General features: G+C 71.2%; 14 protein-coding genes and 1 pseudogene. 2 read left to right on the top strand and 13 right to left on the bottom strand.

The window, feature by feature from the left end; translation table 11 throughout:
• Nucleotides 1-21: 21 nt before the first annotated feature.
• Both ACIOEW_RS06020 and ACIOEW_RS06015 read right to left on the bottom strand, forming a co-directional pair.
• Entirely contained in the window at nucleotides 22-426 is a 405-nt protein-coding gene (locus tag ACIOEW_RS06020; RefSeq protein ID WP_362557630.1) for a nuclear transport factor 2 family protein, read from the bottom strand.
• Between the two features lie 50 nt (nucleotides 427-476).
• Nucleotides 477-1055, bottom strand: a complete 579-nt coding sequence (locus ACIOEW_RS06015; RefSeq protein ID WP_362557628.1) for a dihydrofolate reductase family protein — start codon at nucleotides 1053-1055, stop codon at nucleotides 477-479.
• Between the two features lie 184 nt (nucleotides 1056-1239).
• On the opposite strand from ACIOEW_RS06015, the gene ACIOEW_RS06010 reads away from it, so the two are divergent.
• Together ACIOEW_RS06010 and ACIOEW_RS06005 are read left to right on the top strand one after the other, a co-directional pair.
• Nucleotides 1240-2280, top strand: coding sequence for a hypothetical protein (locus ACIOEW_RS06010; protein ID WP_401961721.1), 1041 nt, complete (start codon nucleotides 1240-1242; stop codon nucleotides 2278-2280).
• Between the two features lie 162 nt (nucleotides 2281-2442).
• The gene (locus ACIOEW_RS06005) at nucleotides 2443-3708 is read left to right on the top strand and encodes an MFS transporter (RefSeq protein ID WP_401962941.1); all 1266 of its coding nucleotides are present in this window, start codon (nucleotides 2443-2445) and stop codon (nucleotides 3706-3708) included.
• Here ACIOEW_RS06005 and ACIOEW_RS06000 read toward each other — a convergent pair.
• From ACIOEW_RS06000 to ACIOEW_RS05950, 11 genes and pseudogenes are all read right to left on the bottom strand, one after another.
• Nucleotides 3695-4438: an SDR family NAD(P)-dependent oxidoreductase gene (locus ACIOEW_RS06000; RefSeq protein WP_401961718.1), complete on the bottom strand. Its 744-nt coding sequence runs from the start codon at nucleotides 4436-4438 to the stop codon at nucleotides 3695-3697. The genes ACIOEW_RS06005 and ACIOEW_RS06000 overlap by 14 nt on opposite strands.
• An 89-nt stretch (nucleotides 4439-4527) precedes the next feature.
• The gene (locus ACIOEW_RS05995) at nucleotides 4528-5241 is read right to left on the bottom strand and encodes an urease accessory protein UreD (protein WP_401961715.1); all 714 of its coding nucleotides are present in this window, start codon (nucleotides 5239-5241) and stop codon (nucleotides 4528-4530) included.
• Nucleotides 5238-5970, bottom strand: a pseudogene (gene ureG, locus ACIOEW_RS05990) (urease accessory protein UreG). Before ureG ends, ACIOEW_RS05995 begins: the two are co-directional and overlap by 4 nt.
• Nucleotides 5963-6628 carry an urease accessory protein UreF gene (locus ACIOEW_RS05985; RefSeq protein ID WP_401961712.1) on the bottom strand — a complete coding sequence of 222 codons (666 nt, stop codon included), beginning with the start codon at nucleotides 6626-6628 and terminating at the stop codon, nucleotides 5963-5965. Before ACIOEW_RS05985 ends, ureG begins: the two are co-directional and overlap by 8 nt.
• Nucleotides 6628-8331, bottom strand: a complete 1704-nt coding sequence (locus ACIOEW_RS05980; RefSeq protein ID WP_362557617.1) for an urease subunit alpha — start codon at nucleotides 8329-8331, stop codon at nucleotides 6628-6630. The genes ACIOEW_RS05985 and ACIOEW_RS05980 overlap by 1 nt, the downstream gene beginning before the upstream one ends.
• Before the next feature lies 1 nt (nucleotide 8332).
• Nucleotides 8333-8662 (bottom strand): urease subunit beta, encoded by a 330-nt coding sequence (locus tag ACIOEW_RS05975; protein WP_362557616.1) that lies wholly within the window; start codon nucleotides 8660-8662, stop codon nucleotides 8333-8335.
• Complete coding sequence (locus ACIOEW_RS05970) at nucleotides 8659-8961, bottom strand: urease subunit gamma (RefSeq protein WP_362557614.1); 303 nt, start codon at nucleotides 8959-8961, stop codon at nucleotides 8659-8661. Before ACIOEW_RS05970 ends, ACIOEW_RS05975 begins: the two co-directional genes overlap by 4 nt.
• A 242-nt stretch (nucleotides 8962-9203) precedes the next feature.
• The gene (locus ACIOEW_RS05965) at nucleotides 9204-12950 is read right to left on the bottom strand and encodes a S8 family serine peptidase (RefSeq protein WP_401961709.1); all 3747 of its coding nucleotides are present in this window, start codon (nucleotides 12948-12950) and stop codon (nucleotides 9204-9206) included.
• Between the two features lie 190 nt (nucleotides 12951-13140).
• Nucleotides 13141-16899 carry a S8 family peptidase gene (locus ACIOEW_RS05960; protein ID WP_401961706.1) on the bottom strand — a complete coding sequence of 1253 codons (3759 nt, stop codon included), beginning with the start codon at nucleotides 16897-16899 and terminating at the stop codon, nucleotides 13141-13143.
• Between the two features lie 106 nt (nucleotides 16900-17005).
• On the bottom strand, nucleotides 17006-18157 hold the full coding sequence (locus ACIOEW_RS05955; protein ID WP_401961703.1) for an XdhC family protein: 1152 nt from the start codon (nucleotides 18155-18157) through the stop codon (nucleotides 17006-17008).
• 38 nt (nucleotides 18158-18195) lie between these two features.
• On the bottom strand, nucleotides 18196-19653 hold the full coding sequence (locus tag ACIOEW_RS05950; protein ID WP_401961700.1) for an NCS2 family permease: 1458 nt from the start codon (nucleotides 19651-19653) through the stop codon (nucleotides 18196-18198).
• Between the last annotated feature and the right edge of the window lie 108 nt (nucleotides 19654-19761).

The following is a 19761-nucleotide window of genomic DNA, read 5'->3' as shown; positions in this document are numbered from 1 at the left end:
GCCCGCCACCCGGCGGGCGCCTCACGGGGCGCTGAGGGGTGTGCGCCGGGCGATGACCTTGCGGTAGCTGATGCGCCAGCCCCGGTCGCCCCGCACGACCATGTCCTCGTACGTGACGCTGCCGCTGGTGCCGTCGGCGTTGATGCCGATGCCCTTGGAGCGGGCGGCCACCCGGCCGTCGCCGAGGTCGGTGAGCACGATGTTCGTGACGTGGTGCCCGACCGGGTTGAGTGCGCCCATGGCGAGCGCGGCATCCCGGAAGGCGTCCACCCCGGTCAGCGATCCGTGGCCGAGGTCCGTGACGTCATAGACGATGTCGTCGGTGAACAGCTCCTCCAGCCGGTGGAGTTCACCTTCGTCGACCAGGTGCCCGTGCAGGGCGATCACCTCCATGACCGCCAGGCGGTCGTCGGCCTCCAGTGCCATGTGCTTCCCTTCGCCGGTCCGGACCGGCCACGACCATACGCCCGCGACGCTCAGTCCCGCGAGGACGTTTCGGCGTGCTCGTACCGCAGTTCCACGACCCCGTTGCCGAAGGTCCGGGTTCCCGCGAGCCGGAGTGCGGTGATGGTGTCCGTCGACGGGAACATGGGCTTCCCCCGGCCGATGAGGACCGGGTGGACGTAGACCCAGTACTCGTCGATCAGCCCGAGCGCCGCGAAGGACGCGGCGAGGTCGGCGCCGCCGACCGCCAGATCGCCGCCGGGCTGTTCCTTCAGCGCCCTGACCTCGTCGGCGACGACGTCGTGCACGACGGTGGTGTTCCAGTCGGCCCGCTCCAGCGTCCGGGAGTAGACGTACTTCGGCATGTTCCGCCAGATGACGGCGAACTCGGCCATCGGCCCGGCGTTGGCCGGGTCCTGGTCGGCGGTGGGCCAGAAGTCCGCCATCAGCTCGTGGACGACCCGCCCGTGGAGGAAGCCGCCCATCGCGGCGATCCGCTCGTTGAAGTAGCGGTGCAGTTCGTCGTCGACCCGGTGCCAGCTGATGTCCCGGTCCGGGCCCTCGATGAAACCGTCGAGGGAGATCGACATGGAGTAGATGATCTTTCTCATCGCGAACCTCACCGGGGGCATCGGGAACGGGTCTGCGGAACGAAACCGACCATACCCGGCGTCGGTGCGCGGACGCGGGAAGCGAAGGCACCGCTTGACGAACGGCGGGCGCACCCCGTAGGAGTCGGGGAAGGGGCGGCGCCCGGAGCCCGCCCTTCGGCCCCGCCCTTGAGGAGTTGCGCACGTGAGAGTCGGAGCGGCACGCGCCGCCGCAGTCCGCTGGGTGTCCGCCCACGCCCGCTCCGCCCCCGGATACCGCGGGGCGTACTTCAGCGGTTCGACGGTCGGCCGGCCGGACGACGCCGAGCTGGCACCCTCGTCCGACGTCGACGTCGTGGTCGTCACGGAGGCGGACGATCCGCCGGCCAAGCCCGGCAAACTCCGTTACGAGAAAGCCCTGTTGGAGATCACCTATGTGCCGCTGGCGGAACTCGGCGACGCGGAGACCGTGCTCTCCTCGTACCACCTGGCGGGCAGTTTCCGCGTCGACACGGTGATCGACGATCCCACCGGCGCGCTGCGTGCCCTGTACGCGGCCGTCGCACCCCGCTTCGCCGAGCGGACCCGGGTCCGGCGACGCTGTCTGGACGCCCGGCACCGCGTCGAGAGCCGGCTCGCCGCGTTCGACGCGTCCGCCCCCTTCCACGAGCAGGTGCCGACCTGGATGTTCCCCACCGGGGTCACCACGCACGTCCTGCTCGTCGCAGCGCTGCGCAACCCCACCGTCCGGCTGCGCTACCGGGCTGTGCGCGAAGTGCTCAGCGGGTACGGGCAGCCGGAGCTGTACCGGGAGCTACTGGAGCTCCTCGGCTGCGCCGACGTGTCCGAGCGGCGGGTGCGGCACCATGTGGCCGAGCTGGCGCGGACGTTCGACGCCACGGTCCCGGTGGCGCGCACCCCGTTCTTCTTCAGCAGCGATCTCACCGAGCAGGCGCGCCCCATCGCCGTCGACGGCAGCCTGGAGCTCCTGGACCGGGGCGAGCACCGCGAGGCGGTCTTCTGGACCGTCGCGACGTTCGCCCGCTGCCACACGGTGCTGGCCGCGGACGACCCGGCGCTGCACGCCGCGCGGCTGCCCGCGTTCGAGGCGGCCGTGGCCGAACTCACCGGAATCACCGGCACCGCGGACATCCTGGCCCGTCGCGAGGAGGTCACCCGGTTCCTGCCCCGGCTGTGGACGGCCGCCGAGGACATCCTGGCGGCCAATCCGGACATCACCGGATAGGGCCCCTGCCGCCGCGCCACCCCCTCTGCTAATTTGCCCGCATGTCTCTTCCTCGTGCGTAGGACCCCGCACTGACCGCACCCGCTGTCCCGGGTGCGGCACTCCGGTGTCCCCGCATGCCCGCAGCGCCGCGTTCCCGCGCTGCCCTCACGAGGAATCGTCATCGTGCTCACGCCTTCTTCCGCGCCCTCGCGCGCGCCTTCGTACGCCGCTGTCCTACGGACCCCCCATGCCGCGCGCACCTTCGCCGCCGCGTTGCTGGGGCGGTTGTCGTACGGCATCGTGCCCCTCTCCCTCCTGCTCGCGATCAAGGACGCCACCGACTCCTACTCCGTCGCCGGAGGTGCCATGGCCCTGTTCGGGGCCGCGAGTGTCTCCCTCTCCCCCGCCCGTGCAGCCCTGATCGACCGGCACGGGCCGCGGCGTGTCCTGCCGCCCATGGCGGGGCTGTACGCGGCGCTGCTCACCGTGATCGCCCTGGCCACCTGGCGTCCGGGCGCGCCGCCTCTCGTCCTGGGCGGGCTCGCCGTGACGGCGGGTGCGTGCACTCCGCCGCTGGGTCCGGTCATGCGGGCGCTGTGGAGCGGCCTCGTCCCGGACCGGGATCTGCTCCGGCGCGCGTACAGCCTGGACGGTGTCGCCGAGGAACTGCTGTACGTCACCGGTCCGTTGCTGGTCGGCGTGATCGTGCGGGCGGGCCGGCCCGCGGCCGGCGTGCTGGCCGGCGCCGTGCTGGTGTTCGTGGGTGCGGTGGCACTGGTGTCGTCGCCGGCCGTGTCCCGCGAGCGCAAGGCGCAGGCCCCGGCCGGCGCGCCCGCCGCGCCCCGGCTTCGGCTGCACGGCGTCGCCGCCCTGCGGCACGCGGTGCTGGTGACGGCCTCCGTGGGGCTCTGCCTCGGGGCGCTCGATCTGCTGGTGGTGGCCTTCACGGAGCGGCTCCAGCAGCCGGCGGCCGTGTCCTGGGTGCTGGCCGCGCTCTCGGCCGGGAGCGCCGTCGGCGGTCTGGCCTACGGGGCGGTCCGGTGGAAGTCCGCGAGCAGGGTGCGGCTGCCGGTGACGGCCGCCGTGCTGGGCGCTGCGCTGATGGTGGCCGGGGTGTCGCCGCACCTGTACGTGCTGGTCGCCGTCGCCGCGGTCGCCGGGCTCTTCGTCGCCCCGGCGCTCACGACCGCGTATCTGATCGCCGACGAGTCCGTGGGCGCCGACCGGCGCACCCAGGCGGGCGCCTGGGTCAATACGGCGTTCAACGCCGGGTCCTCGGGCGGCACCGCCGCGGTCGGACTGCTCGTGGACCGGCTGCCGCTCGCCCTGTGTTTCGCGCTGGCGGCGGCTCCGGCGCTGGTGTGCGCGGCGGTCGTGATGCGCGCCGGGGCCCGCGGCCGCCGGGCGGCGGCAACGGGGGCCCCGGACACGGTCAGCGGAGCTTGATCGCGCCGCCGTCGGCCATCAGGGTCTGGCCGGTGATGTAACGGGCGTCGTCGCTCGCCAGGAACGCGACGACGGGGGCGACGTCCGTGCGCGGGTCACCGAAGCGGCCGAGCGGGACCTTGGCGGCGGAGAGGGCGTACTGCTCGGGATTGGCCTCGGCCCAGGCGGCGACGCCTGCGGTCTTCGCCATCGGCGCGACGACGTTGACCCGGATCCGGTCGGCCGCCCACTCGTTGGCGACGACCCGGCTCAGTCCGCGGATCGCTTCCTTCGCGGCGGCGTACGAGGCCTGGTTCGGCTGTCCGTCGATGCCCGCGCCCGAGCCGAAGTTGATCACCGCGCCCTGGCTCTTGCGGAGCTCGGGGTACGCGGCAAGCATGAAGTTGCGGGTGGCGAAGAGGCCGGAGTCCAGGGCGAGCTTCCAGTCGTCCTCGGTCTGCTCGGTGAAGGGCCGTACGCGTGAGGCGCTGGCGTTGTTCACCAGGATGTCCAGCCCGCCGAAACGCTCGACGGCCGTGGCCACCGCCAGGTCGGCCACCGCCCGGTCGGAGACGTCGCCCCGGAGGAACGCCACCGCGTCACCGAGGTCGGCCACGACGGCGTCGCCCGCCTCCTGCTGAAGGTCGACGACCACGACCCGGGCGCCCCGCTCGACGAAGACCCGGGTGACGGCCTCACCGATGCCCGACGCTCCTCCGGTGACGACGGCGACCTTGTTCTCCAGTGTCATTGCGCTGTACCTCCGACTCGCTGTTTCCGGCGCCGCACCCCCACCCCGCGCCTCTCCATGCACCATACATTCTATATGTATGGTGCATATCAAGTGAGCCAGGACTCCCAGACCGCGGTCAGCTCCGCCTCGACGGACGGGGCGACCGTGTCCAGCAGCCGCACCTGCGCACCCGGGCCCGCCAGGTCGGCGCGATAGGGGTGCGGCGGGCCCGCCGGGCTCGCGCCGAGTGCGGTGACGGCGCCGATGACGCGGTGGGGGCCCAGAACGCCCGGCAGTTCGCGCAGTTCGGGGTCGGTCAGGTCGAGGTCCTCCACGAGGAGTTCCCGGCCGTCGTACGTCACCCGGGTCGTGGCCCGCAATCTCCCGCCGCGTTCACCGGAGCGACCGAGGACCAGGGTGTCGCGCCACAGCATCCGGGCCCCGGCGGCCAGCCGTACATCCATCGCGCGGACGACGTCCGCTCCCCCGGAGACGACGAACGGCAGCCCGTTCCACAGGAGTTCGCCCCCCTCGGCGATGTCGACGCGGGCCTGCCAGCGGGAGCTCCCGCCGCGGTGGTCGTAGGCGACGAGACCGGCCGGCTCGACGAGCTCCAGGCGCGCGCCGGGACCGACCGAGATCCGCAGCCCGAGGTCGTCACCGGCCAGCAGCCCGGCCCGGGTGCCGACCAGGGCGATCCGCATCCGGTCGGGCTCCGGCATCAGGGGGCGGGGCGCGAGGAACGCGCCGGGCCTCAGCTCGCGCGCCAGATGGCGGCCCGAGGGGTCCCGCTCGACGGCGACGACGGCCGGTTCGTTCACGGGTGGCTGTGGCTGTGGGGGCGCCATCGGGCCGGGGTCGGTGGGGACATGGGAGCCGGTGCGGTGGCGGGCGAGCAAGGACCGTACCCAGTCGGCGAGTTCGGCGATGGAGGCCGGGTCCTTCTTCGAGAGGGCGAGCACGGGCAGTCCGCCGCGAGCCGCTTCGGCGTCGCCGACCATGGCTGCCACGTCCACCTCAACGTGGGGCGCGAGATCGGTCTTGTTGATGATCAGGAGGTCGGCGCCGGTGATGCCTGGCCCGCCCTTGCGGGCTACGTCACCGCCGCCCGCGACGTCGATGCAGAACAGCTGCGCGTCGGCGAGGGCCGGGCTGAACGTGGCGGTGAGGTTGTCGCCGCCGCTCTCGATGAGGACCAGGTCCAGCGGCCCGTACGCCTCCTCCAGGTCCTCGACGGCGTCCAGGTTGGCGCTGACGTCGTCGCGGATCGCGGTGTGCGGGCAGGCGCCGGTCTCGACGGCGCGAATGCGTTCGGTGGGCAGGACGCCCGCCGAGCGCAGGAAGCGGGCGTCCTCGTCGGTGTAGATATCGTTGGTGACGACGGCCATGGAGAGTTCGCCGGCGAGCTCGCGGCACGGGGTGGCCAGGATGGAGCTCTTGCCGGTGCCGACCGGCCCTGCGACGCCGAGGCGCAGGGCGCGGGGCTGGTTGAGCGGCTCGTGGAAGTGGGGGTTGGGCTGCTGCGCGGGGGTGGTGTCGTTGTCAGGCAAGGAAGAGTCTCCGTTCGCGTCGTGCGTGTTCGAGCGCCCACTGTTCGGTGAGCGGGGCCGTACGGGCGGGCAGTCGGTCCGGACTCCGTACGGCAAGGGCGGTGGCCACCGCCCGGACCGCTTCGGGTTCGGCGGCGAGGATCCAGGCGACCGAGTCGAGCGGGTCGCCCGGCAGGAGTTTCAGGGCGGCGGAGGCGACGGTCTGGAGTTCGTCGTAGACGACGGCGTGCGCCAGTTCCTCCTCGGTGACCTTCAGTACGGCTCCGAGCGCGCCGAGCGTGACCGGCCGCAGCGGCCGGGGGCTCAGGGCCGCCAGTGCGGTGACCGCCGAGTGGTCCGGGGCCAGCCGGCGGGCGAGCCGGTGCACGCCCCGGCCGAGCGCCGCCGACACCTCGCGCTGGGGGGCGGCGGGGGTCCGCGCCGCGAGGGCCTGTTGCAGGGGTTCGTAGTCGACGGGGTCCTGGCCGGCGGCCCGCAGGGCGAGGACGGCGGCGGCCGCCTCGGTGACGGCGGTGGTGTGGAGCCGGGCCTTCAGGAGCGCGGGGATCCGGTCACGGGTGAGGCCTGCGGCCACGGCCGGTTCGAGTCCCGCGCTGTAGGTGTACGCGCCGACCGGGAGCCGTCCGTCGCCGAGCAGGAGCGAGGCCAGGGACGCCATCAGAACATGGAGTACCGCTGGGTCAGCGGCAGTTCGGCGGCGGGTGACGGCTCGACGAGCTCCCCGTCGATGCGGATGGCGAAGGTCTCCGGGTCGACCTCGATGTCCGGGAGCGCGGTGTTGTTCGGCAGATCGGCCTTGGTGAGGTGGCGGGTGGGGCGCACGGCGACCAGTTCGCGTACGAGTCCGAGGCGTTCGGCCAGACCGTCGGCCAGGGCGGCCGGGGCGACGAAGCTGACGGACAGGTGCGGGGCGGCCTCGGCGGCGGCGGTGGGGCGCAGCAGCACGGGCTGGGTGGTGGGGATCGCGGCGTTGGCGTCGCCGAGGGGCGCGTACACCACCATGCCGCCCTTGATGACGGCGGCAGGGCGGATCCCGAAGAAGGCGGGGTCCCAGAGCACCAGGTCGGCGAGCTTGCCCGGTTCGACGGAGCCGACGACGTGGTCGATGCCGTGGGCGACGGCGGGGCAGATCGTGTACTTGGCGACGTAGCGGCGGGCGCGTTCGTTGTCGGCGGGCAGGGCGCTGCCGCGGTCCCCGAAGCGCCGCTTCATGACGTGGGCGACCTGCCAGGTGCGGCAGATGACCTCGCCGATGCGGCCCATGGCCTGGGCGTCGGACGAGGTGATGGAGAGGGCACCGATGTCGTGGAGGATGTCCTCGGCCGCGATGGTGGTGGCCCGGATGCGGGACTCGGCGAAGGCGAGGTCCTCGGGCACCCGCGGGTTGAGGTGGTGGCAGACCATCAGCATGTCGAGGTGTTCGTCGACGGTGTTGACGGTGTGCGGGAGCGTCGGGTTGGTGGACGCCGGGAGGATGTTGGGGTGGGAGGCCACGGTGATGATGTCGGGTGCGTGGCCGCCGCCGGCTCCCTCGGCGTGGAAGACGTGGATCCCGCGGCCGGCGATGGCGTCGAGGGTTCCCTCGACGTAGCCGGCCTCGTTGAGGCTGTCGCCGTGCAGGGCGACCTGGAGGCCGTAGGTGTCGGCGGCCCTCAGTGCGGCGTCGATGGCGGCAGGGGTGGCGCCCCAGTCCTCGTGGACCTTGTAGCCGCCCGCTCCGCCGAGCGCCGCCTCGCGCAGGGCCTCCTCGCCGACGGTGGAGCCCTTGCCGAAGAGCATGACGTTGAGCGGGACGCGGTCCAGGGACCGGTGCATCATCGCGAGGTTCCAGGCGCCGGGGGTGACCGTGGTGGCCTTGGACCCCTCGGTGGCTCCGGTGCCGCCGCCGATGACGGTCGTGGTGCCGGTGGCCAGGGCCTCGTGCAGGGTCTCCGGCATGAGGAAGTGGACGTGGGTGTCGACGGCCCCGGCGGTGAGGATGCGGCCCTCGCCGGAGACGACGTCGGTGCCGGGCCCGATGACGAGGTCCGGGTGGATCCCGTCGGCGATGTCGGGGTTGCCGGAGCGGCCGAGGGCCACGATCCGGCCGGCCCGGATACCGATGTCGGTCTTGACGACGCCCCAGTGGTCGAGGACCACGACGTTGGTGATGACGAGGTCGAGGGCGCCCTCGGCGCGCGAGGTGGTCGCCTGGGCCATGGATTCGCGGATGGACTTGCCGCCGCCGAAGACGGCCTCCTCGCCGCCGAAGCAGCGGTCCTCCTCGACCTCGATCCAGAGGTCGGTGTCGGCGAGCCGGACACGGTCACCGGTGGTGGGTCCGTAGAGCGCCGCATAGGCGGCTCGGGTCAGTTGTGCCATGTCACACGGCCTCCTTCGCCGCGGTGCCGGCCCCAGGCGCGGCGGGTACGACGATGCCGGGCACCGTCCCGCGTCCGCCGAGCGCGACGAGGGTGATCTCCGCGCCGACGCCGGGCTCGAAGCGCAGCGACGTACCGGAGGGAATATCGAGCCGGAATCCCCTCGCCGACGGACGGTCGAAGGAAAGTGCGGGATTTACGTCGAAGAAATGAAAATGGGAGCCGATCTGAATGGGACGATCCCCGTCGTTCACCACGGTGAGCTTAATCATCTGCCGGTCGGAATTAATGTGCAGGATGCCGGATCCGGTCCTGATCTCGCCGGGGATCACGGGATCGGCGAGGTGATCGTGACGAGCTTGCGCCCGTCGGGGAAGGTCGCCTCGACCTGGACGTCGCGCAGCATCTCCGGGACGCCTTCGAGCACGTCAGCGCGGGTGAGGACGGATCGGCCCGCGGTCATGAGGTCGGCGACGCGAGCCCCTTCGCGGGCCCGTTCCATCGCCCAGCAGGCGAGCAGTGCGACGGCCTCGGGGTAGTTGAGGCGCACGCCCCGCTCCCGCCGGTCACGGGCAACCATTCCGGCAACACTCAGCAGCAATTTCTCCGTGTCGGACGGAGTCAGAAACATGGGAAACCTCCATGGCGGCAGTCCCCGGAATTCCCGGAATCGCCTCGGCCACCTTCCTCTTATAAGCCTCCGGGTGGCGCCGTGGCAACTTCCAGCGCACCGCAAAAAGTCCCTTTCTGGCGTTATCACCCGCCATATACGGGCAAAGCAGACAAATTTTGATGATCCAGAAGGAGACAGAAAGGCGGCCGCGCACCCCGTTCCCGGGGTGCGCGGCCGCCTCGAACACGGCGCTCAGCAGGTCACTTCAGGCCGAAGGCCCGGATGATCTCCTGGTCCACGGCGAGACCGTCGCCGGCCTCGGCGTGCGCCTTGAGCGACACAGCGGTGGCGCCCTTCTTCGGGGTCTTGAACCGGGCGGTCCAGGAACCGGCCGCGTCCTTCTTCAGCTGCACCGCGCTCCAGGACCTGCCGTCGTCGTAACTGACCGACAGCGAGGCCTTGGACGCCTTCACGGCACCCTCCAGCCACTCCTGCGTGGTGGACGACAGACCGATCTCGGTCCACGACCCGGCCTTCACGTCACCGGCCAGGTCCGTGTCGACGTCGTAGTCCAGCTGCAGGAGCGGGATGTCGGCCTGCGACGGTGTCTGGGGGTCGAGCGCGCCCGAGAGGAAGTTCCACTCGGTGTGCGTCCGGACCGAGGTCTTCCAGGTGTCCGCGTCGCGCGAGGCGTCGAGGACCAGCCGGTACGGAAGCTTCTCGGGCGCGAGGTTCCCGACGTAGCCCGCACGGCCGGGCGACTCGTCCAGCAGCGTGTCGCCCTGGTAGACGGCCGCCGTGCCGGTGTCGTACTCCATGTCGGGCATGGAGCCGGAGTGACCGGCGCCCGCGTCCGTCCACGGCGTGATGTTGTACTGGATGTCGTTGTACGAGGTGCGGAACGGACCCCAGTAGCCGGTGCCCAGACGCGGCCGCGCGATCGGCGCGAACCAGTCGGCGGGATAGGTGCGGCCCGCCGTGTAGTCCAGGTTGGCGCTGCGCTCCTCCAGCGAGGTGTCCGAGGCGGTCTCGTTGAGCACGGAGTGGTCCTCGTACCAGAACGAGGCGCCCGGCAGCGGGGTGACCCATTCGGTGCGGGTGGCGGGGTACTTCTCGTACTCGGGGAAGCCGATCCCGAAGCCGTAGTCCGGGATGTCGTAGCGGTAGCCGGCGCCGAGGACGTCCCGGTGGCCGTAGTAGGTGTTCTCGACCTTCGCGAGCTGCCGGGTGGACGGGGCGAAGGCGAGCGAGCGGTCCGGGATCGTGCCGTCGTGGCGGTCGACCAGGTCGTACACGTAGCTCGCGTACTTCCGCTGGTCGACGGTCACTGCCTTGCCCCGCTGGGCGGCCTTGACCAGGCCCTCTCCCGTGAGGCGCCGGACGGAGGCGACCGGGATGGCCAGCGTGGTGCCGTAGTCGGCGTAGGGCTCCATGAGCACGCCGTCGCCGCTGTTGACGACGAACAGGGCCTTCGCGCCGGCGGCGATCGCGGCCGCGGCCCGGTCGGCCGGGGCCACCGCGTCACTGCTGCGGATCACGACGGCCTTGCCCTTGGCGTCGAGGCCCTTGTAGTCGGCGGCTGCGCCGTTGCCGGCGAAGACACTGCCGAACCGCTGCTTGCTGTCCTCGGCGACGGCCGAACCGCCCTGCGCGGTGACGGGGACGTCGCGGCCGTCGGCCGTCAGGTCGATCTGCTTCTCGCCCTGGCGCCAGCGCGTGAGGAAGCTGAAGCTGCCCTGGGTGACCTTCTTGGTCGGGCTCGCCCACAACTGGTCGTACGTCAGCGGGATCTGGTAGGCGTCGCGCTGGACGGTGCCGTCCGGTGCGGTGCGCGCCATGTCGTAGCGCAGCTGACGGGTCTCCGTCTCCTTCGGCGTCTTCACGGCGACCTTGTGGGCCTTGGAGGCGTCGAGGGTGACGGTGGTGGGCTTGTCGAGGATGATCTCGGGGGCCGCCAGGAAGGCAAGAGCCTGCGAGTCGGCGGTGTCACCCTTGACGCCGGCGGCGGCCCAGGCGGTGTAGTTGCCCGGGGGCAGCCGCAGCGTGGTCGTCCCCGGCACCTGGACGGGGGTCAGGGACGGGTCGCCGAGGGCGGCGAGGACGACGATGCCGTCCATCGGCTTGCCCGAGCGGTCGCGCAGCTCCAGCGTCAGGTCGTAGAGCTCCTGCTCCTTGTTCAGCGCGAACCCGGTGTGCGCGACCGTGGCGCCGGAGGCGTCCTTCGCGATCACCTGCCCGGAGAACGTGGTGTTGTTCGCGACCTTCGACGGGTCGAGCGAGAGCACTGCCTCGGCGCTCGAACCGGCCGGGACGGTCAGCTGCTTCACCGACAGCGTGTACGCGTCCGCGTCACTGTCCGTCGCCAGGTCCAGCGTCACGTCCTCGGTACCCGTGTTGCGGTACGTGATCGTGCGCTCGGCGACCGCGTCGGAGGGGCCGTGCGGCCAGTCGTAGGACGCGACCTCGACGGAGCCGGTGGCCTCGATCTTCGTGTCGATGGCGGCCTTCACATCGAGCCGCCCGGTGCCCTGCTCGTACGGGGTGTAGGCGGGCAACACCTTCGACGAGGTCATCAGCGCGTCCTTGATGCGCTGACCGGACCACTCGGGGTGACGCTGCTTGAGGATGGCCGCGGCGCCCGCGACGTGCGGGGTCGCCATAGACGTACCGGACATCGACTGGTACATGCCCTCGATGCCGGGGACCGACTGCGAGGCGGCAGCGTTGATGTCGACGCCCGGCGCGGAGAGGTCCGGCTTGAGGCCGTACGAGCGGGTCAGCGGGCCCATGGAGGAGAAGTCCGCGCGGTTGTCCTGCTTGTCGACGGCGGCGATGGTGAGCGCCTTCTCCGCCGAGCCCGGCGAACCGATCGTCCCGGCGCCGTACGCATTGCCCGCGGCGATCACGAACAGCGGACCGCCGTCGGCCGAGAGCGAGTCGACGGCCAGCGACATCGGGTCGGAGCCGTCGTCCGGGACGCTGGAGCCGAGGCTCATGGAGACGACGTCGGCGCCCTCCGCCTTCGCCCACTCCATCGCCTCGATGATGCCCGAGTCCGCGCCGGAACCCTCGTTGCTCAGCACCTTGCCGACGAGCAGCCCGGCCTCCGGGGCGACGCCCTTGTTGGCACCGTCGGAGGCTGCGCCGGAACCGGCGATGGTGGACGCGACGTGCGTACCGTGGCCGTTCCTGTCGTCGACCTCCTCGCCCGGGATGAAGCTCCTGGTCTCCAGGATGCGGTCCTTGACGTCCGGGTGGTCCTCGTCGATACCGGTGTCCAGGACGGCGACCTTGGTGCCCTTGCCGTCGTAACCCTCGGCCCAGGCCTGCGGGGCGTTGACCTGCGGGACGGAATCCTTCAGCGCGGCCTCGACGTGGCCGTCGAGCCACAGCTTCCCGATGCCGTTGTCCAGCGAACGGGCCGTGGACGTCTTCGCGATGTCGTCCCAGAAGGCGCGCGCCGCGCCCTTGCCGGCCGTCAGCGCCGCACCGTGGATGGACTCCAGCGTCCGGACGGGCTTGCTGCCGCGGGGAGCGGCGGGCAACGAACGGGCCTTGCTCGCCGGGTAGGTGGCGATCAGGGGGATGCCGCCGGTCTTCTTGTCGTCGTACCCCATCTTCGCGAGAGCGGTGACGTTGAAGAGACGGCGGTCGAGCTTGCCGGCGGCGATCAGGCTGCCGGCCTCGTCGGGCAGGACGTAGATGTCGTCCCCGGCCTGCTGGACGTGCACCCCGCCGACCGCACCGTCGGGCCGGTCCACCGTGACGGTGTCCTGGTTGCCCACGCCGTCGGCGTAATGGACGACGTCACCGGTGACCAGCGTGATGTCGTACGCGTGGACCGGGGCGTTCCGGTCGGTGACCGGTGCGCTCGCCGCGGACGCGGCACCGGTGACGGGCAGCAGCGCGCCGCTCACCAGGGCGACGGAGGTCGCTATGAGGAGGGCTCTGCGCCGCGCGCGAGCGGGTCTCGCCCGGTCGGCGGCCGTGGAGGGGGTAGATGTCATGTAGCTGATCTACCGGTAAACGCACCGGTACGTCATGCGCCATCGCTGGCGGAAAACCGCCGCGGCGGAGAACCGCCTCCTGAGCAGGGCGGATGACATCCTGCGCCAAGAGGTGCCGAGAGCGTCGGCGGGCGGTCCCGCACCCCCTGTCGGAGAGGTGCGGAACCGCCCGTTCCGGGTCGGCAGCCTGCTACTTCAGCCCAAAGGCCGCGATGATCTCCTGGTCGACGCCGAGGCCGCCCGGGGCCTCGGCGTGCGCCTTGAGCGAGACGGAACCGGAGGCGTTCTTCGGGGACTTGAACCGGGCGGTCCAGGAACCGGCCGCGTCCTTCTTCAGCTGCACCGCGCTCCAGGACTCGCCCTCGTCGTAACTGACCGACAGCGAGGCCTTGGACGCCTTCACGGCACCCTCCAGCCACTCCTGCGTGGTGGACGACAGACCGATCTCGGTCCACGACCCGGCCTTCACGTCACCGGCCAGGTCCGTGTCGACGTCGTAGTCCAGCTGAAGCATCGGAATGTCGGCCTGGTAGGGGCCGTTCTCGTCCATGGCGCCCGAGACGAAGTCCCACTCGGTGTGGGTGCGGGTGGAGGACTTCCAGGTGGAGCCGTCGCGCGTGGCGTCGAGCACGAAGCGGTACGGCAGCGGTTCGGGCGAGACGTCCCAGGCGTACCCGGCCCGGCCCGCGACCTTCTTGATCAGTGTGTCGCCCTGGTAGAAGGCGGTGCTGGTGGTGTCGTACTCGTCCTCCGGCATGGAGCCGGAGTGGCCGGCGCCGGAGTCCGTCCACGCGGTGAAGTTGAACTGGATGTCGTTGTAGACGGAGCGGAACGGACCCCAGTAGCCGGTGCCCAGACGCGGGTGGCTGACCGGCGCGAACCACTCGGCGGAGTAGTTGCGGCCCGCCGCGTAGTCCAGCTCACCGCTGCGCATCTCGTGCGCGGTGCCGGACCGGTCGGCGTCGAGGACGGAGTGGTCCTCGTACCAGAACGAGTCGCCCGGCAGCGGGTTGACCCACTCGGTGCGGACCGTGGGGAACTGCTCGTACTCGGCGAAGCCGAGGCCGGGGCCGTAGTCGGGGATGTCGTAGCGGAAGCCGCCGCCGAGCCGGGTCCTGTCGCCGTAGAAGGTGTTCTCGACCTTCGCGAGCTGACGGGTGGACGGGGCGAAGGCCAGCGAGCGGTCCGGGATCGTGCCGTCGTGCCGGTCGACCAGGTCGTACAGGTAGCGCGCGAACCTCCGCTCGTCGACCGTGACCTTCCTGCCGCGCTGGGCGGCCTTCACGAGACCCTCGCCGGCCAGACGCTGCACCGAGGCGACGGGGATGGGAAGCGTGGTGCCGTAGGCGGCGTAGGACTCCATCAGCACGCCGTCACCGGCGTTGACGACGAACAGCGCCTTCGCGCCCGCTGCGATGGCGGCAGTCGCCCGGTCGGCCGGAGCCACCGTGTCGCTGCTGCGGATCACGACCGCCTTGCCCTTGACGTCGAGACCGGCGTAGTCGGCCGGGGCGCCGTTGCCCGCGAAGACGCTGCCGAGCTTGCGGGTGCTGTCCTCGGCGACGACCGAACCGCCCTGCACGGTGACGGGGACGTCGCGGCCGTCGGCCGTCAGGTCGATCAGTTTCTCGCTCTGCCGCCAGCGCGTCAGGAAGGAGAAGCTGCCCTGCGTGACCTTCTTCGTGGGGCTCGCCCACAGCTGGTCGTACATCAACGGGATCTGGAACGCATCGCGCTGAACGGTGCCGTCCGGTGCGGTCCGCGCCATGTCGTAGCGCAGCTGGCGCTTCTCGGTCTCCTTCGGCGTCTTCACGCTGACCTTGCGGGCCTTCGACGCGTCGAGCGACACCGTGGTCGTCCTGTCGAGGATGATCTCGGGAGCCGCGAGGAAGGCGACGGCCCTGGAGTCGGCGGTGTCGCCCTTGATGTCGGCGGCGGCCCAGGCGGTGTAGTTGCCCGGGGGCAGCCGCAGTGTCATGTCTCCCGGTACGGCGACCACTCCGAGGTTGGGGTCGCCGAGCTGGGCGATGACGACCTGGCCGTCCATCGGCTTGCCGTCACGGTCGCGGAGCTGGAGCGTCAGGTCGTAGAGCTCCTGCTCCTTGTTCAGCGCGAACCCGGTGTGCGCGACCGTGGCGCCGGAGGCGTCCTTCGCGATCACCTGCCCGGAGAACGTGGTGTTGTTCGCGACCTTCGACGGGTCGAGCGAGAGCAACGCCTCGGCGCTCGAACCGGCCGGCACGGTCAGCTGCTTCACCGACAGCGTGTACGCGTCCGCGCCACTGTCCGTCGCCAGGTCCAGCGTCACGTCCTCGGTACCCGTGTTGCGGTACGTGATGGTCCGCTCGGCGACCGCGTCGGAGGGGCTGTGCGGCCAGTCGTACGAGGCGACCGCGACCGAACCCGTGGCCTCGATGGTGGTGTCGATGGCGGCCTTCACGTCCAGGCGGCCGGTCCCCTGCTCGTACGGGGTGTAGTCCGGCAGTTCCTTCGACGAGGTCATCAGCGCGTCCTTGATGCGCTGGCCGGACCAGTCGGGGTGACGCTCCTTCACAATGGCTGCCGCACCGGCGACGTGCGGGGTCGCCATCGACGTACCGGACATCGACTGGTACATGCCGTCCACGCCGGGCACGGCCTGCGAGGCGGCCGCGTTGATGTCGACGCCCGGCGCGGAGAGGTCCGGCTTGAGGCCGTACGAGCGGGTCAGCGGGCCCATGGACGAGAAGTCCGCACGCTGGTCCTGCTTGTCGACGGCGGCGACCGTGAGCGCCTTCTCCGCCGAGCCCGGCGAACCGATCGTCCCGGCGCCGTACGCATTGCCCGCGGCGATCACGAACAGCGGACCGCCGTCGGCCGAGAGCGAGTCGACGGCCAGCGACATCGGGTCGGAGCCGTCGTCCGGGACGCTGGAGCCGAGGCTCATGGAGACGACGTCGGCACCCTCCGCCTTCGCCCACTCCATCGCCTCGATGATGCCCGAGTCCGCGCCGGAACCCTCGTTGCTCAGCACCTTGCCGATGATCAGGTCCGCGCCGGGGGCGACGCCCTTGTTGAGGCCGTCCGATGCGGCGCCGGAGCCGGCGATCGTGGAGGCCACGTGGGTACCGTGACCGTGCTTGTCCAGGACTTCCTCGCCCGGCACGAAGCTCTTGGTCTCCAGGATGCGGTCCTTGACGTCCGGGTGGGCCGGGTCGATGCCGGTGTCGAGCACCGCGACCTTGGAGCCCTTGCCGTCGTAGCCCTCGGCCCAGGCCTGCGGGGCGTTGATCTGCGGGACGGAGTCCTTCAGCGCGGCCTCGACGCGGCCGTCGAGCCACAGCTTCGCGATGCCGTTGTCCAGCGAACGGGCCGTGGACGTCTTCGCGATGTCGTCCCAGAAGGCGCGCGCCGCGCCCTTGCCGGCTGTCAGCGCCGCGCCGTGGATCGAGTCCAGGTCCCGGGTCTTCTCCGCACCGCGCGGAGCGACCGGCAGGGCGCGGCCCCTGGCGGTGGCGTACGTGGCGATCAGCGGAATGCCGCCGGTCTTCTTGTCGTCGTACCCCATCTTCGCCAGGGCGGTGACGTTGAACAGTCGGCGGTCCAGCTTGCCGGCCGCCAGCAGGGCACTCGTCTCCTCGGGCAGGACGTAGATGTCGTCGCCGGCCTGTTGGATGTGGACCCCGCCGACCGCTCCGTCGGGCCGGTCCACCGTGACGGTGTCCTGGTTGCCCACGCCGTCGGCGTAGTGGACGACGTCACCGGTGACCAGCGTGATGTCGTACTGGTGGACGGCGCCGGGGGCCTTGTCCCCGGCGGCGGTCGCGGCCTGGGCGGCTGCGGACGCGGTACCGGTCGCGGGCAGGAGCGCGCCGCTGAACAGGGCGACCGACGTGGCGACGATCAGGGCTCTGCGTCCCGCGCGGGCGGGTCTCGCCCGGCCGGATGCGGATGAGGGGGAAAGTGTCATGCCCCTGATCTACCGGCAAAACCGTGGCTACGGTCGGGTTCCTGCCTGGCGTGAAGCCGCCTTGGCGGCAAACCGCCTTCTTTCAGGGGGTGTTGGGGATCCGGTTTCAGGCCACGGACCCGATGCGCCCGGCCGGTGCCAGGGCGCCGCGGTGATGGATCGGGGTGCGGGCGCCGGTCAGCGGGACACCGCTGCCGCCGCGCCGGTCGGCGACTATCTCGGCGGCGATCGACAGAGCCGTCTCCTCGGGCGTACGGGCTCCGAGGTCGAGGCCGATCGGTGAGTGCAGCCTGGCGAGTTCGAGTTCGGTGACCCCGGTTTCGCGCAGCCGGTCGTTGCGCTCCAGATGGGTGCGCCGCGAGCCCATCGCGCCCACGTAGGCGACCGGCAGTTTCAGGGCTGCCTCCAGGAGCGGGACGTCGAACTTGGCGTCGTGCGTCAGGACGCACAGGACCGTACGGGCGTCCACGTCGGTGGTGGCCAGGTAGCGGTGCGGCCAGTCGACGACCAGCTCGTCGGCGTCGGGGAACCGCGCCTTCGTGGCGAAGACGGGCCGGGCGTCGCACACCGTGACGTGGTAGCCGAGGAACTTCCCGGCCCGCACCAGCGCGGAGGCGAAGTCGATGGCACCGAACACGATCATCCGGGGCGGCGGGACGCTGGACTCGACGAGCAGCGTGAGCGGCTGCCCGCACTGCGAGCCCTCCGCGCCGATGGTGAGGGTGCCGGTGCGGCCCGCGTCCAGCATCGCCCGGGCTTCGGCGGCCGCGGTGCGGTCCAGTTCCGGATGACCGCCGAGGCCGCCCTCGTGAGTGCCGTCGGGGTGGACCAGCAGGGGCAGGCCGAGCAGTTCGGCGGGCCCGTCGGTGATCCTGGCCACGGCCGCCGCCTCCCCCCGTGCGGCGGCGGCGAGCGCTGCGGCGAACACCGGCCGGGCGGGGTCGTCCGCCCTGACCGGTGTCACCAGGATGTCGATGACGCCGCCGCAGGTCAGGCCGACCGCGAAGGCGTCCTCGTCGCTGTAGCCGAACCGCTCCCGCACGGTGATGCCGTCGTCGAGGGCCTGTCGGCACAGTTCGTACACCGCGCCCTCCACACATCCTCCGGAGACCGAGCCGATCGCCGTCCCGTCGCGGTCGACGGCGAGCGCCGCACCCGGCTGACGGGGCGCGCTGCCGCCGACGGCGACGACGGTGGCCACGGCGAAGTCGCGTCCCTGCCCGGCCCACCGGTCGAGCTCGTCGGCGATGTCCAGCATCTCGGTCTCCTTGGAGGGTGTGTGGGGAGCGGCTGTCTTCAGCTGACGCCGAGCCAGCTCTCGATCGGGTGCAGGGCGAAGTAGACGACGAAGATCACCGTCAGCCCCCACATGAAGGCACCGACCTCACGGGCCCGGCCCTGGGCCGCCTTGATGGCGACGTACGAGATGACGCCCGCGGCCACACCGGTGGTGATGGTGTACGTGAACGGCATCAGGACCACGGTCAGGAAGACCGGGATGGCGACGGAACGGTCGCTCCAGTCCACGTGCCGGGCGTTCTGCATCATCATGGCGCCGATGACGACCAGGGCGGCGGACGCCACCTCGGCCGGAACGATCGCCGTGAGCGGGGTGAAGAAGAGACAGGCGGCGAAGAAGAGTCCGGTGACGACGGAGGCGAGCCCGGTCCGGGCGCCCTCCCCGACCCCGGTCGCCGACTCGACGAAGACCGTCTGTCCGGAGCCGCCGGCCACGCCGCCGATCGCACCGCCCGCGCCGTCGATGAACAGCGCCTTGGACAGGCCCGGCATGCGGCCCTTGTCGTCGGCCAGCTCGGCCTCCGTACCGACACCGATGATGGTGGCCATCGCGTCGAAGAAGCCGGCCAGCACCAGAGTGAAGACGATGAAGCCGACGGTCATCGCGCCGACGTCGCCCCATCCGCCGAACTCCACATCCCCGAAGAGGGAGAAGTCGGGTGACGAGACCGCCGAGCCCTGAAGCTCGGGCGGCCCGCTGCTCCAGATCTTCGGGTCGACGTCGGCGACCTTGTTGATCACGACGGCGACGACGGTGCCGACCATGATGCCGATGAGGATCGCACCGGGGATGTTGCGGGCCTGCAGCATGAAGATCAGCAGCAGGGTCACCGCGAAGACGAGGACGGGCCAGCCGGCGAGTTCGCCGGTCGGGCCGAGGGAGACCGGGGTGGCAGTGCCCTTCTGGACGAAGCCGGCCTTGTAGAGGCCGATGAGGGCGATGAAGAGCCCGATGCCCATGGTGATGCCGTGCTTCAGCGGGAGCGGGATCGCATTCATGATCAGCTCGCGCAGTCCGGTGACCACCAGGAGGCAGATCACCAGCCCGTACATCACGCACATGCCCATGGCCTGCGGCCAGGTCATCTCCGGGGCGACCTGTGAGGACAGGACGCCGGAGACGCTGAGTCCCGCGGCGAGCGCGAGGGGGACCTTGCCGACGAATCCCATCAGCAGGGTGGTCGCCGCGGCCGCGAGCGCGGTGGCGGTGATCAGCCCTGGCTGGCTCAGGAGGTTGCCGTCGACGTCCTTGCCGCCGAGGATCAGCGGGTTGAGCAACAGGATGTACGCCATGGCCATGAAGGTCGTGACGCCGCCGCGCACCTCGGTCGCGACGGTCGATCCACGCTCGGATATGTGAAAGTACCGGTCGAGCCACGATCTGCCGGCGGGGACGCGCGAGCCTGGGCCCGCGTCCTCCGCACCGGTCTTCGGTTCCACTGACTGCTGGGTCATGATGCCTGACTCCCAAGGTTCACAGGGGCACCCGCGATGGAGAATGGAGATGCGGGATTTGGGATGAGTACTCCGGCTGCACGACCCGGGGGACGGCCCGAGACGAAC

It is taken from the genome of Streptomyces sp. NPDC087901 (genome assembly GCF_044742205.1).
Lineage (GTDB): Bacteria > Actinomycetota > Actinomycetes > Streptomycetales > Streptomycetaceae > Streptomyces.
This window is presented reverse-complemented; position numbering and strand designations above follow the sequence as displayed.